This is a genomic window from Kitasatospora griseola, from assembly GCF_014648555.1.
In the GTDB taxonomy this organism is placed as follows: Bacteria; Actinomycetota; Actinomycetes; order Streptomycetales; family Streptomycetaceae; genus Kitasatospora; species Kitasatospora griseola.
Genome location: NZ_BMRI01000003.1, coordinates 210,732 through 224,140, shown reverse-complemented (window position 1 = coordinate 224,140; position 13,409 = coordinate 210,732). Strand labels below are relative to the sequence as shown.

Annotated in this window: 15 protein-coding genes; 4 read left to right on the top strand and 11 right to left on the bottom strand. The window is 70.6% G+C overall.

Going from position 1 to position 13,409, the window contains the following annotated elements; genetic code table 11:
* The first annotated feature begins 26 nt into the window (after positions 1–26).
* Both IEZ12_RS05180 and IEZ12_RS05175 read left to right on the top strand, forming a co-directional pair.
* On the top strand, positions 27–1,085 hold the full coding sequence (locus IEZ12_RS05180) for an SIS domain-containing protein (RefSeq protein ID WP_189271011.1): 1,059 nt from the start codon (positions 27–29) through the stop codon (positions 1,083–1,085).
* A 370-nt stretch (positions 1,086–1,455) separates the two neighbouring features.
* The gene (locus IEZ12_RS05175) at positions 1,456–2,976 is read left to right on the top strand and encodes a sensor histidine kinase (protein ID WP_043915974.1); all 1,521 of its coding nucleotides are present in this window, start codon (positions 1,456–1,458) and stop codon (positions 2,974–2,976) included.
* 316 nt (positions 2,977–3,292) lie between these two features.
* Here the strand turns inward: IEZ12_RS05175 and IEZ12_RS05170 are convergent, their stop codons facing one another.
* A complete protein-coding gene (locus tag IEZ12_RS05170) occupies positions 3,293–3,544 on the bottom strand; it encodes a WhiB family transcriptional regulator (protein WP_014138019.1) in 252 nt (83 codons plus the stop codon).
* Between the two features lie 341 nt (positions 3,545–3,885).
* Positions 3,886–4,857, bottom strand: coding sequence for a diacylglycerol/lipid kinase family protein (locus IEZ12_RS05165; protein WP_189271010.1), 972 nt, complete (start codon positions 4,855–4,857; stop codon positions 3,886–3,888).
* Between the two features lie 51 nt (positions 4,858–4,908).
* Between IEZ12_RS05165 and IEZ12_RS05160 the strand changes: the two genes are divergently transcribed.
* Positions 4,909–5,328: a hypothetical protein gene (locus IEZ12_RS05160; protein WP_043915976.1), complete on the top strand. Its 420-nt coding sequence runs from the start codon at positions 4,909–4,911 to the stop codon at positions 5,326–5,328.
* 75 nt (positions 5,329–5,403) lie between these two features.
* Here IEZ12_RS05160 and IEZ12_RS05155 read toward each other — a convergent pair whose 3' ends face one another.
* From IEZ12_RS05155 to sodN, 4 genes are all read right to left on the bottom strand, one after another.
* Positions 5,404–6,282: an RNA polymerase sigma factor SigF gene (locus tag IEZ12_RS05155; protein ID WP_369880299.1), complete on the bottom strand. Its 879-nt coding sequence runs from the start codon at positions 6,280–6,282 to the stop codon at positions 5,404–5,406.
* A 136-nt stretch (positions 6,283–6,418) separates the two neighbouring features.
* The gene (locus IEZ12_RS05150) at positions 6,419–6,832 is read right to left on the bottom strand and encodes an ATP-binding protein (RefSeq protein WP_043915977.1); all 414 of its coding nucleotides are present in this window, start codon (positions 6,830–6,832) and stop codon (positions 6,419–6,421) included.
* A gap of 172 nt (positions 6,833–7,004) precedes the next feature.
* Positions 7,005–7,484, bottom strand: coding sequence for a GNAT family N-acetyltransferase (locus IEZ12_RS05145; RefSeq protein WP_189271009.1), 480 nt, complete (start codon positions 7,482–7,484; stop codon positions 7,005–7,007).
* 205 nt (positions 7,485–7,689) lie between these two features.
* On the bottom strand, positions 7,690–8,085 hold the full coding sequence (sodN, locus tag IEZ12_RS05140) for a superoxide dismutase, Ni (protein WP_043915979.1): 396 nt from the start codon (positions 8,083–8,085) through the stop codon (positions 7,690–7,692).
* A 104-nt stretch (positions 8,086–8,189) separates the two neighbouring features.
* On the opposite strand from sodN, the gene sodX reads away from it, so the two are divergent.
* The gene (sodX, locus tag IEZ12_RS05135; protein ID WP_043915980.1) at positions 8,190–8,597 is read left to right on the top strand and encodes a nickel-type superoxide dismutase maturation protease; all 408 of its coding nucleotides are present in this window, start codon (positions 8,190–8,192) and stop codon (positions 8,595–8,597) included.
* A 7-nt stretch (positions 8,598–8,604) separates the two neighbouring features.
* Here the strand turns inward: sodX and IEZ12_RS05130 are convergent, their stop codons facing one another.
* From IEZ12_RS05130 to IEZ12_RS05110, 5 genes are all read right to left on the bottom strand, one after another.
* Positions 8,605–9,201: a CGNR zinc finger domain-containing protein gene (locus IEZ12_RS05130; protein WP_100588055.1), complete on the bottom strand. Its 597-nt coding sequence runs from the start codon at positions 9,199–9,201 to the stop codon at positions 8,605–8,607.
* 124 nt (positions 9,202–9,325) lie between these two features.
* Positions 9,326–10,078 (bottom strand): amino acid ABC transporter ATP-binding protein, encoded by a 753-nt coding sequence (locus IEZ12_RS05125; protein WP_043916818.1) that lies wholly within the window; start codon positions 10,076–10,078, stop codon positions 9,326–9,328.
* 41 nt (positions 10,079–10,119) lie between these two features.
* Complete coding sequence (locus IEZ12_RS05120) at positions 10,120–11,082, bottom strand: amino acid ABC transporter permease (protein WP_229847255.1); 963 nt, start codon at positions 11,080–11,082, stop codon at positions 10,120–10,122.
* Positions 11,083–11,117: 35 nt separating this feature from the next.
* Positions 11,118–12,062, bottom strand: a complete 945-nt coding sequence (locus IEZ12_RS05115) for an ABC transporter substrate-binding protein (protein ID WP_152645279.1) — start codon at positions 12,060–12,062, stop codon at positions 11,118–11,120.
* Positions 12,063–12,367: 305 nt separating this feature from the next.
* Positions 12,368–13,297, bottom strand: coding sequence for an ABC transporter substrate-binding protein (locus tag IEZ12_RS05110; protein ID WP_189271008.1), 930 nt, complete (start codon positions 13,295–13,297; stop codon positions 12,368–12,370).
* Positions 13,298–13,409: the final 112 nt, after the last annotated feature.

The following is a 13,409-nucleotide window of genomic DNA, read 5'->3' as shown; positions in this document are numbered from 1 at the left end:
CCATCTCTCCACGGAGGCACACCCCGATGTCCGACCCGCAGACTGTTTCCGTACCCGGCAGGATCATGTCGGCGGAGATGGCCGAGCAGCCGGCCGTCCTGCAGCGCATCCTCGACGAGGGTGCGCCCGCGATCCGAGAGATCGCCGCGCAGATCGCCGCCCGCAACCCGCGGTTCGTCCTGCTCACCGCCCGCGGCACCTCCGACAACGCCGCGCTCTACGCCAAGTACCTGATCGAGGTCCTGCTCGGCAAGCCCGCCGGCCTCACCTCGATGTCCACCACCACCGCGTACGGCGCCAAGCCGGACCTCACCGACTGCCTGGTCATCACCGTCAGCCAGTCCGGCGGCTCGCCCGACCTGGTGGCCTCCACCAAGGCCGCCCGCGAGGCCGGCGCGATCACCCTGGCGGTCACCAACAACGCCGGCTCGCCGCTCGCCGAGGTCTCCGAGTTCCACATCGACGTGCTGGCCGGCCCCGAGAAGGCGCTGCCCGCCACCAAGACCTACACCGCCGAGCTGCTCGCGCTGTACCTCTTCGTCGAGGGCCTGCGCGGCAACGACGGCTCCCCGGCGAAGGTCCTGCCGGAGCTGGCCGCCGGGATCCTGGCCCGCCAGGCCGAGGTCAAGGCGCTCGCCGAGCGGTACCGGTTCGCCCAGCGCCTGGTCATCACCTCGCGCGGCTACGGCTACCCGACCGCCCGCGAGGCGGCGCTGAAGCTGATGGAGACCACCTACATCCCGGCCTCCCCGTTCTCCGGTGCCGACCTGCTGCACGGCCCGCTGGCCATGGTCGACAACGTCTCGCCGGTCATCGCGATCGTCCCGGACGGCCGCGGCGGCGAGGCCCTGCAGCCCGTCCTGGACCGCCTGCGCGGCCGGGGCGCCGACCTCGTCGTGATCGGCCAGCAGGACCAGGTCGACGCCGCGAGCGCCGGCTTCGCCCTGCCCGGCGGCGTGCCCGAGGAGGTCCAGCCGATCCTGGAGATCCTCCCGCTCCAGCTCCTCGCCTACGAGGTCACCATCGCCCGCGGCCAGGACCCGGACGCGCCCCGCGCGCTCGCGAAGGTCACCGAGACCCACTGAGGCAACGCCGAAGGCCGCCGTCACCCTGCCGGGTGGGGGCGGCCTTTCGGTTGGGCGGGGGCTGCACCGCCGGGGGCGAAGGGCGGGCGCCGGAAAACACTACGGGCCACGGCGCCGACACAGGACCCTCAACCTGTGCGGCACCGTAGCCCGGAGCTGTATGTCGGAGACGGGGACCGGCCGAGAGTTGTGCGGGACTCTCGAACGACGCCTCCGACCTCGGAGCGGCCTCGCGCGGTCAGGGCAGTTGCGCGGGGGGCCTCTCCTTGGTGCACTTTCATTGTGGACTAGACCAATCCGCGTTGTCCAGAGCCCCGCCCCGATTGGTCTGGACAACATGCCCCGGAGTGGTCGGCGATACGCTCACGGTGTGCCCTCGCTGAACGAACTCGTCCGCCGCCACACCACCCTCACCGGTGCCGACGTGGAGTGGCTGCATCTGCTGGTCTCGGAGTGGCAGCTGCTCTCCGACCTGTCCTTCGCCGACCTGGTGCTGTGGATCCCCACCTGGGACGGCATCCGCTACGTCTCGGTGGCCCAGATGCGGCCCAACACCGGCCCGACCTCGTACCAGGACGACATGGTCGGCCACCTGGTGCCGCGCGGCCGGCGGCCGTTGCTGGACGCCGCGTACGACGAGGGGCGGATCGTCCGGGAGGGTGATCCGGAGTGGCGGGAGGAGGTGCCCGTGCGGGTGGAGTCCATCCCGGTGCGACGGGACGGCAAGGTGCTGGGCGTGATCGCCCGGAACACCAACCTGCTGACGGTGCGCACCCCGAGCCGGCTGGAGCTCACCTACCTGCAGAGCGCCTCCGACCTGGCGCAGATGATCGCCGCCGGCACGTTCCCGTTCCCGGGCGCCGAGCAGACCGACATGGACGCGGCGCCGCGGGTCGGCGACGGCCTGATCCGGCTGGACGCGGAGGGCGTGGTGACGTACGCCAGTCCGAACGCGCTGTCGGCGTACCACCGGCTGGGGCTGACCACCGACCTGGTGGGCAGTCATCTCGGGCGGGCCACCGCCGAGTTGGTGCCGCCGAACCGCGGCAAGGTGCACGAGTCGATGGTGAAGATGGCCAGCGGCTGGGCGCCCCGGCAGACCGAGGTGGAGGCGCAGGGCGGGGTGGTGACCCTGCGGACCATTCCGCTGAAGCCGAAGGGAACGCCCACCGGTTCGCTGGTGCTCTGCCGTGACGTCACCGAACTGCGGCGTCGTGACCGCGAGTTGATGACGAAGGACGCCACCATCCGGGAGATCCACCACCGGGTGAAGAACAACCTGCAGACGGTCGCGGCGCTGCTGCGGCTGCAGTCCCGCCGGATGGACTCCGACGCCGGTCGGGCCGCGCTGGACGAGGCGGTGCGCCGGGTCGGTTCGATCGCGATCGTGCACGAGACGCTCTCGCAGGCGCTGGACGAGCAGGTGGCGTTCGACGAGATCGCCGACCGGGTGCTGGCGATGGTGATGGAGCTGTCCCAGGACGGCCGGGTGGCGACCCGCCGCAGCGGCTCGTTCGGCATCCTGTCGGCCGAGGTGGCGACGCCGCTGGCGATGATCCTCACCGAGTTGACGCAGAACGCGCTGGAACACGCGTTCGGCCCGTCCGCCTCCGGCAACCTGGAGGTGAGCGCGCTGCGCGGGCGGGCCCCGGTCGGCGGCAAGGGCTGGTCGGACAGCTGGAACGGCGGGGCGCGGCCGGAGGAGTACCTGCTGATCACCGTGCAGGACGACGGCCGCGGCATGCCCGAGGGCTTCGACCCGCAGCAGGCCGGCAACCTCGGCCTGCAGATCGTCCGCACCCTGGCCACCGGTGAGCTCGGCGGCACCTTCGACATGGTGGCCGCGCCGGGCGGCGGCACCAAGGTGGTGCTGGAGATCCCCGTCCGCTAGCGGGAACTGACGGGGGAACAGAAACGAGGCCCTGCCGACCGGGGGGGTGGGTCGGCAGGGCCTCTCAACCCGGTCCGGCCGTCGGGGGGAGTCGGCCGGAACGGGGGCTCTGTGATGGCGCGACGCTCGCCCCGTGTGTTGCACACGGTGAGCGCCACAGGTCCACAATATTGCTCTAAGTGAACAGTATCAAGTGCCTGGGCGGCTCGCGTCGTCGGCCCCGCAACTGGAGCGGGGCCCGTTCGGGAAGGCTCGGCCGGCCGAATGCGGCCGAACCCTTGATCGTGGGTCGATCCGTACTGCTGGTGATGGTGCGTCAGGCGGTGCGGGCGCGGTTGCGGGCGGCGCGGCGCTTCATCGCACGACGCTCGTCCTCGCTCATGCCGCCCCAGACGCCGGCGTCCTGGCCGGTCTCGAGCGCCCACTGCAGGCACTGCTCCATGACGGGGCAACGGCGGCACACGGCCTTGGCTTCCTCGATCTGCAGCAGAGCAGGACCGGTGTTCCCGATCGGGAAGAACAGCTCCGGGTCCTCTTCGCGGCAGACAGCGCGGTGGCGCCAGTCCATGGTCGTCCAACTCCTCCGGTCACGGGCGGTGGCCCGCGACTCACTCGTGTGGTTTGTGAATGTGAACGCTTTCACGAATCCCGCAACAGCAAAAGGGACCAAAGGCCCACCGGGCCCGGGAGGTCTTTGCTGAGTGGGGTTCGGCGATTCGAGGGACTCTGCCGCGATGTCGTCTGCGGTGTGTCCCGATCGCCATGTAGAGGTTCGCAAACCTCGAAGCCGGATACAACCCCCTTCGGCAAGAAATTTTTGATTCTTCGGTGTCGCCTACCTCACAGGCGGTACTTCTATGGAGTGAAGGGGCTCGCACGTTCGAGTGCAAGGCAGGGACCCCCTTCTGGTCACACAATCACACGCAGTGCACGCCGTACGCCTGTGAAACTGACGCGACTCCTGTCTCCAAGGTGGTCCCCGTCGACCTGAAACGGCACCGGTTCCTGTGAAACCAAGGTGAAGTGCCTGACGTCGTGATAGGAGACGACGTGCTTTCCGGCCGGGCCGGCGGGGTGTGTTCCGTCCTCCGCCGAGGGTTGTGGGCGCAGGATCTGACGGACCGTTCGGGCGGTGCGGAACGCCGTCATTCGAGTGATGCCGAAGATGTCCAGATCGGTTTCGAACGAGGCCGAGGGGGACGGAAAGACCGGACGGGAGCCCAGGAACGTCCACGGAGAGGTGTTGGAGACTATGGCCATCACCATGCCCGGAACCGGCTCGCGGCCGTTGATCTCCAGCGTGATCGGACCCGAACGGCGGTGTTCACGCTCGGTGACGTAGTGCCGCAGCGCCTCCATGACATAGAGCGCGTGGGTGGATTTGCGCCCCGCCCGGCGCTGGCGCTCCACCCGGCCGACCACGCCGGCGTCGAACCCCAGTCCGGCGGTGAAGGTGAACCAGCGGTCCGGCTCGCCGGCGGTCAGCGCCTTGCCCAGGCCGATCGCGCGCTCCCTCCGGTGCTCCAACGCGTCCAGGAGTGCGCCGGTCGCCTCCACCGGGTCGTTCGGGAGCCCCAGCGCGCGGGCGAACACGTTGGTCGACCCGCCCGGCACCACCGCCAGCCGCGGCACCCGCTCGCCCGGCCCGTGCGCCAGCAGGCCGTTCACGGTCTCGTTCACGGTGCCGTCGCCGCCCAGCGCCACCACCAGGTCCACCGTGCCGTCCTCGGCCGCCTGCCGGGCCAGATCGCCCGCGTGCCCCCGGTACTGGGTCTCCGCGACGTCCAGCTTCAGGTCACTGCGCAGGGCATGGATCAGGACGTCCCGGGTCCGGCCACTGGTGGTGGTCGCCTTCGGGTTCACGACCAGGAGAGCGCGCATGGCGATCAGCCTACGACCCGTCCCGGGCAGGACGACCGTTACCCTGGCCCGGTGACCGCTGAATCCGCTCCCGCCACCGCCACCGCGCCCGACCGGCCCGTCCCGCTGCTCGTCGGCGCGGGCATCACCGCGCTGGAGGGCGCAGCGATGGCGGGCTGGGGGGTCTACGACCTGATCTCCGGCTTCCTCGGCTCGGACGCCGCCTTCGGCCGCACCGAGATGGGCGGCATCGTGCTGCTGCTGATGGGCCTGCTGCCGCTGCTGGCCGGCCGCGCCCTGCTGCGCCGGCAGAAGTGGGGCCGCAGCCCCGCCGTGCTCACCAACTCCATCTGCCTGCCGGTCGCGTACTACATGTGGCAGTCCGGCGGCGGCATGGTCGCCGTCGGCGCCGCGATCGCGGTGCTCGGCCTGGCCGGCATCGTCTCGCTGCTCAACCCGAAGGTCACCGCGGTGCTGTACGGCGAGCAGTAGCCGCCCCGGACGCCGACGGACGCAGGGCCCGCCTCCGGGTACGGGGACGGGCCCTGCGGCGCGTGTACGGGCCGGTCACTCCTCGACCAGCAGCTTCTCGCGGAGCTGGGCCAGGGTGCGGGCCAGCAGCCGGGAGACGTGCATCTGGGAGATGCCGACCTCGGCGGCGATCTGCGACTGCGTCATGTTCCGGAAGAACCGGAGCACCAGGATCTTCTGCTCCCGGGGCGGGAGTTGGGCCAGCAGCGGCTTCAGCGACTCGCGGTACTCGACGCCCTCCAGCGCCTCGTCGGTGGCGCCCAGGGTGTCCGCCACGGCCGGCGACTCGTCGTCGCTGTCCGGCACGTCCAGGGACAGCGTGGAGTACGCGTTGGCGGACTCCAGGCCCTCCAGCACGTCCTCCTCGGAGATCCCCAGGTGCTCGGCCAGCTCGTGCACCGTGGGGGAGCGGCCGTGCCGCTGGGACAGCTCGCTGGTCGCCGTGGTCAGCGACAGCCGCAGCTCCTGCAGCCGACGCGGCACCCGCACCGCCCAGCCCTTGTCGCGGAAGTGCCGCTTGATCTCGCCGACGATGGTGGGCGTCGCGTAGGTGGAGAACTCCACGCCCCGCTCGTGGTCGAAGCGGTCCACCGACTTGATCAGGCCGATGGTGGCGACCTGGGTCAGGTCGTCCAGCGGCTCGCCGCGGTTGCGGAACCGGCGGGCCAGGTGCTCGACCAGCGGGATGTGCATCCGGACCAGCTGGTTGCGGATCTCCACCCGCTCCGCCGATCCCTCCGGCAGTTCGGACAGCCGCACGAACAGCGCCCGGGCCGCCTCGCGGTCGGGCGCGCCACTGCGGTGCCCGTGCTGCGCCGGGACGGTCGAGCGGACGGCCTCGGCGGCGGCCGCCGGGCCGTCCTCCTCGGGCTCGGCCGCAGGCCGCTCGGGCTTCGGGTCGGTCGGCTGGCTCATCCGGCTGGGGTCCTTCGGGAGGGCTTCGTCAGGGGTGGCGGTGCGGGCAACGCTGGCCTGCGGAGGTACGACGGCAACTGTGCGGTCCAGATCACTCACGGCGATCACCCGTTCCGTTCCGAGAACACGTCACTACCTACGGCTGGCCCGGCGACCCGCCGCGCTTCTTGTGCAGGCTGATGGAGACGGTGTTGTCCGCGGCCACCGTGGAGTCCACCTCGCCGGCCAGCGCGGAGAGCACCGTCCAGGCGAAGGTGTCCCGCTCCGGGGCGCGTCCGTCGGTCGTCGGTGCGGACACGGTGACCCGCAGCGCGTCGCCGACCAGGCGGAACTCGCAGCTCAGGATCGAGCCCGGAACGGCCTGTTGGAGCAGGATCGCGCACGCCTCGTCCACCGCGATGCGGAGATCCTCGATCTCGTCCAGGGTGAAGTCCAACCGTGCCGCGAGGCCGGCCGTGGCCGTCCGCAGCACCGAGAGGTAGGCGCCCGCCGCGGGCAGGCGGACCTCAACGAAGTCCTTCACTCCGGGCTCGCCGTCGATCTGGGACACCCTCACCTCCTGGGTGACGCTCGGTGCTTGGGGCCCGGAGACCCGCGGCACCACTACTGGCATCGGTTCAACTGCCTTGTGCCCCGAGACGTTACCGCGCCCGGGGCCGGTCTGTCGTGATCTCCGTCCACCGTCACGGGAACGAGGGATCAGAGTTCGAACAGGGCTGCCTTCAACGGGGCGTGGAGCCCAGTTCGACGAGGGCGTCGTCGGTGAGCCGGAAGACCGTCCACTCGTCCATCGGGACCGCGCCCAGCGACTTGTAGAAACCGATCGACGGCTCGTTCCAGTCCAGCACCGACCACTCCATCCGGTGGTAGCCGCGCTCCACGCAGATCCGGGCCAGCTCGGTGAGCAGCGCCTTGCCGTGGCCTCCGCCGCGCTTGTCGGGGGAGACGTACAGGTCTTCCAGGTAGATGCCATGAGTGCCGCGCCAGGTCGAGAAGTTGCGGAACCACAGCGCGAAACCGGCCGGTACGCCCGACTCGTCCTCGGCGATCAGGCCGAACAGGGCCGGATGCTCGCCGAACAGCGCGTCGTGCAGCTGCTCCTCGGTGGCCCGGGCCTCGTGCAGGGCCTTCTCGTAGTCGGCGAGCTCGCGGATCATGGCGTGGATGACGGGGACGTCGGCGGGAGTCGCGGTGCGGATCATACGATCGAGCGTACTCATCTCCCCCCTCCTTCCGGAAAGCCCCGCCACCCGGGAATCTGCTGTATGCCCAGGACGGAGCCGGGAAAACCCCGGGGCCGGCCGGGCCGCGGCCGGGGCCGGGGAAACGCGGAACCCGGCCGCCGGGGCCCCGGGGCGGGGGCAGTGGCGGCCGGGTTCCGGCAGGAGCGCGAGGGCTGACGGAGCGTCAGGCCTTCTTGGTCTCCCAGAAGATCGCGTCGATCTCGGCGATCAGGTCCAGCAGGGCCTGGCCGGTGGCCGGGTCGGTGGACGCCTTGGCGGCCGAAGCGGCCTTGCCCGCACGGTTGAACAGGTCGTGAAGGCCCGGGTAGGCCTCGAAGTGCGGGGCCTTGAAGTAGTCGGTGTGCAGCACCGAGAGGTGGTGCTTGACCAGCTCGGCGCGCTCCTCCTTGATGACGATCGCGCGCGCACGGAAGTGCGGGTCCTCGTTGGCCTGGTACTTCTCCTGAGTGGCCTTCACGGACTCGGCCTCGATGCGGGCCTGAGCCGGGTCGTACACGCCGCAGGGCAGGTCGCAGTGCGCGTGGGCGGTGACCCGCGGAGCAAACAGACGAGAGAACATGGGGGTCCTTCCTTAGATCGTCTTCCCGGGCCCGACATTACCCTCACGACGGGCCGAATTCGCCGTCGCCCCGGGGGCCTAGGGCAAAAGAAGGAGTGGGAATCGTGCGATATGGGACACCGCTCGGCGTGGCCGACATCGCCGGACCGTCGATGCGCCGGCTGCTGTCCGACGGCGACCGGGTGCTGGTCCGCTACGGCGCGCCGCTGCGGCCCGGCGCGATCGCGCTGTTCCGGCACCCGCTGCAGCAGGACCTGCTGGTGGTGAAGCGGGCGGTGGGGCGCCGCCCCGGCGGCTGGTGGATGCTCTCCGACAACCCGCTGGTGCGCACCGACAGCCGCGAATACGGCGCGGTGCCGGACGAGTTGGTGCTCGGCCGGGTGCTGCTGCGGCTGGCGCCCCGGCCGGCCTGGCTGGCCCCGGGGCGCGGTCTGGAGCGCGCGCTGCGCGGCCGCCCGGCGTGGCTGGCCGAGCGGCTGGGCGTCAGCGCACCGGTGGAGACGGAGTTCTGACGGAGGCTCAGTCCTGGCCGGCCTCCGCCAGCGCGCGCTGCGCCTCCTGGCGCTTGCGGGCCCGGTAGGCGGCCACGTTGGCGCGGGTGGCGCAGCGGTCCGAGCAGTAGCGGCGGGAGCGGTTGGTGGAGGTGTCCAGGTAGGCGTTGCGGCAGGGCGCGGCCTGGCAGATGCCGAGCCGGTCGACGCCGAGCTCGGTGAGGTGGATGGCCAGCCCCATGCAGGCGACGGCGGCGTAGTTGGCGGCCGCGGTGGGCGCGTTGTCGGCCAGGTGCAGGTGCCAGTTGGGGCGGCCGGTGTCGTCCAGGTCGTCGTGGCCGGAGACCAGCGGGCTGACCGGGTACTCCACCATCAGGCTGTTCAGCAGATTGACGGCCCGGACATCCTCGCCGTCGGCGGCGGCCTCGAAGACGCCGCGCAGCCGGGTGCGGACGCCGCGCAGCCGGGGCAGGTCGGCCTCGTCGGCGAGTGCGGACGCCCGGGCGGAGGTGCTGCCGAACAGGGACCGGACGGTGTCCACCGAGGTGAGGGTGTCGGTGCCGCGGTCCGGCTCCTCGCTGTTGACCAGCCGGACGGCGAAGTCGGCGTACGAGGCGAGATCCACGGGGGTCCTTCCGAGGCGGGATGTAACGGGCTCAAGGACTCCAGGGTATTACAGGTGGGCGTGGACGCGCCGGTGCCCGCCGCACGCGGGGGCGTGCGACGGGCACCGGGGGAGCGGAAGCGGGTCAGAGCACCTTGGACAGGAACGCCCGGGTGCGCTCGTGCTGCGGGTTGGTGAGCACCTCGCGCGGGTGGCCGGACTCGACCACCACACCGCCGTCCATGAACACCAGGGCGTCGCCGACCTCGCGGGCGAAGCCCATCTCGTGGGTGACCACGATCATCGTCATGCCCTCCTCGGCCAGGCCGCGCATGACGTCCAGCACCTCGCCGACCAGTTCGGGGTCGAGCGCCGAGGTGGGCTCGTCGAACAGCATCAGCTTGGGCTGCATGGCCAGCGCCCGGGCGATCGCCACCCGCTGCTGCTGGCCGCCGGAGAGCTGGGTCGGGTAGTTGCCGGCCTTGTCGGCCAGCCCGACCCGCTCCAGCAGGGCCATCGCCCGCTCCTTGGCGGCCGCCCGGTTCTCCTTCTTGACCTGCACCGGCGCCTCGATGACGTTCTCCAGCGCGGTCATGTGCGGGAACAGGTTGAACCGCTGGAACACCATGCCGATGTCCTGGCGCTTCAGCGCGACCTCGCGGTCCTTCAGCTCGTAGAGCCGGTCGCCGCGCTGCTGGTAGCCGACCAGGTCGCCGTCGACGTACAGCCGGCCGGCGTTGATCTTCTCCAGGTGGTTGATGCACCGCAGGAAGGTGGACTTGCCGGAGCCGGACGGGCCGACCAGGCAGAACACCTCGCTCTGCTTCACCTCCAGGTCGATGCCCTTGAGCACCTCGACCTGGCCGTACGACTTGTGCACGCCCTCGGCCTTGACCATCGGACGGGCCGCGGCGGTCACCGGCGGCTTGGTCAGGTCGGTCATGCCTGGCTCCCTTCGTCCGACACCGGGGCGGCCTTGGGGGCGGGCCTGCCGCCGAGCAGGGCGCGGACCCGCTGGATCGGGGTGGGCGGCAGCGTCCGGTTGGCGCCCCGGGCGTAGTGCCGCTCGATGTAGTACTGGCCGATCGTCATGACGGAGGTCATCAGCAGGTAGTAGATGGACACCGCGATCAGCACCGGCACGGTCTGGAACGTGCGGGCGTAGATGTCGTGACCGGCGGTGAACAGCTCGACCAGCGCGATCACCTGGACCAGCGAGGTGTTCTTCAGCATCGAGATGGTCTCGTTGCCGGTCGGCGGGATGATCACCCGCATCGCCTGCGGCAGCACGATCCGGCGCATGGTGGCGGCCTTCGACATGCCGAGCGCGTGCGCGGCCTCGGCCTGCCCCTCGTCCACCGACTGGATGCCGGCCCGGACGATCTCCGCCATGTAGGCGGCCTCGTTCAGGGCCAGGCCGAGCAGCGCGGCGGTGAACACCGGCACCAGGGTGTTGGAGGACTCCGAGAAGAACGACGGGCCGAACGGGATGCCGATCGACAGCTTCGGCCACAGGAAGCCGATGTTGTTCCAGAACACCAGCTGCACCAGCAGCGGGGTGCCGCGGAAGATCCAGATGTAGAACCAGGCGGTGCCGGACAGCACCGGGTTGCCGGACAGTCGCATGACGGCCAGCAGGACGCCGCCGATCACGCCGATCACCATCGACAGGACGGTCAGTTCGATGGTCACCCAGATGCCGTGGAGCACGGTCTGGTCCTGCATGGTCCGCCAGACCACGTCCCACATGAAGGCGGGGTTGTAGATCAGGGCGTGCAGCAGCATCGCGGCGAGGACGGCGATGACCGCGACTCCGGCCCAGCGTCCGGGGTGGCGGACCGGGACGGCCTTGATGGCCTCAGACCGTCCCGATGTCACCGACCCCTGGTCGGTCTTGTTCACGTGATTACCTCGTCAGGGGCTCGGGCGGCGGAGGGTCAGCTCTTGGCGGCGTTGATCTCGGACGTGGTGACGGCGCCGGCGGAGACGCCCCACTTGTCGAGGATCGTCTTGTAGGTGCCGTCGGCGATCAGCGCGGTGATCGCGCCCTGGACGGCCTTGGTCAGCTGGCTGCCCTTGTTGACGATGGCGCCGTACGGGGCGGAGTCGTAGGTGTCGCCGAGCTTCTCCAGCTGGCCGCCGGTCTGCTTCAGCGCGTAGTCGACGACCGGCGAGTCGGCCAGCATCACCTGGTCGCGGCCGGCCATCAGGGACTGGGTGACGTCCGTCTGGAGGGTGAACTTGTCGCCGTCGTTCGGGATGGTCGGCTTGCCGGCCTTGACGCAGTCCGGGTTGCGGGTGTCCTTGACCTCGTCGGCCTGGGTGGTGCCGGTCTGCACCGCGACCTTCTTGCCGCACAGGTCCTTCGGGTCGATCTTGTCCGGGTTGCCCTTCTTCACGGCGGCGGCGGAGCCCGCGGTGAAGTAGGTGATCATGTCGACGGTCGCCTCGCGCTCCTTCGTGTCGGTGAAGGAGCTCATGCCGAGCTGGTACTTGTTCGAGGAGATGCCCGGGATGATCGACGTGAAGTCGGCGTTCTGGACGTCCGCGGTCAGGCCCAGCTTCTGGGCGATGGCGACCGCGAGGTCGATGTCCATGCCGACGATGGCGCCCTTCTCGTCCTTGAACTCGTTGGGCGCGTAGGACGCGTCGGCGGCGACCACGAGCTTGCCGGAGGACTTGATGTCGGCCGGGAGCAGCGCGGCCAGCGCAGGGTCGGCGGAGGCGGCCGGGATGGCCTGGGTCGGTATGGCCGCGGGGCCCGCGGCGCCGGCCGAACCGGAGGAGCTGGTGGTGCTGCCGCACGCGGTCAGGAGCAGGGAGCCGGTCGCGAGGACGGCAGCGGCGGCGATCAGCCGGGTGCGCGGGGTACGAGCGGTCATGAGGGGGATCTCCTCCTGGGGAGTCGGACGGGGCCTGCGCCGCTGGGGGGAGCGGTGCGGTACAGCGTGGTCGGTGCTCGCCACCCTCCGCCGAGGTGACAGGTGGATCCGATGTGTGGGGGAATCCTGCCACCGTGCAGGGCTGATCGGGCCTCGGATCAGATCAAAATCGGATAACAGGACCACCATGTGTCCGCTATTCGGACTATTACCCTGACCATGTCACATTACGCATAAGTATGCATCATGGGCGTGCCGGGGCCCGGAACCGCCACCGGTCCGGGCCCCGGCACGCCCACCGTCGGCTAGAAGCCGCCGTTCACCACCGCGTTCTGCGCCGCCCCGGAGGACAGCCCCCACTTCGCCAGGATCTTGTCGTACTCACCGCTGCGGATCACCCGGTCGAGCGCCTTCACCAGGACGTCCCGCAGCGCGGTGTCCTCCTTCGACAGCACGATCCCGTACGGCCCCGCCTGCATCTGCTCGCCCGCCACCTGGAACTGCGCCCCACCGCGCCCCTGCTGCGCCGCGTACGCCGCAGCAGGCGTGTCACTCAGGTCCGCGGCCGCCTTGCCCTGCGCCACCAGCGCCAGCGCCTGGTCGTCGGTGTCGGTCTGCTGCACCGTCAGCTTCTTGTGCGCCTTCTCGCACACCGCGGCCTGACGCTCCGCCAGCACCGCCTGCACGGTCCCGCGCTGCAGTGCCACCGTCCGCCCGCACAGGTCGTCCAGCGTGCCGACCTTCTGCGGGTTGCCCTTGGCCACCACGATCGAGGTGCCGGTGACGAAGTAGTCCACGAAGTCCACGCCGGAGTTCATCTTCATGCCCTTGGCGTCGGTGCCGTCCCGGCGCTGGAGGTTGTCCGTCATCCCCGACATCACCACGTCGAACTCGTGCGCCTGCAGCCCCAGGAACAGCCGCTCGAACGGCGTCTCGGCGAACTGCACCCGAACCCCCAGCGCCTGGCCCAGCGCGTTCGCCAGGTCCACGTCCAGGCCGTCCGGCTTGCCCTCCGCGGTCTTGAACCCGATCGGGGCGTACTTCAGATCCGTGCCGACCCGCAGCACTCCCGAGCTGCGCACCGGATCGGGCAGCTGCCCGTGCAGGTCGGCGGACGCCGAACCGCCCGAGGACGAGCTGCCGCAGGCGGTCAGCAGCAGCAGCGAGCCGGCCGCCGCGGCGATGGCGAGCCGCTGTCTTGCGGGGGAGTCGGAGGGGTGAGTGGCCAACGACATGACGTGCTCCTGTGGGAGAGGCGGTGCGGGCCTCCGTCGCCGTGCGCGGGTTGTGCGCGGCCGGGCGCGGTGGGCGGTCCGGACGCGGACCCGAAAGGCGCGGGAACGTCCG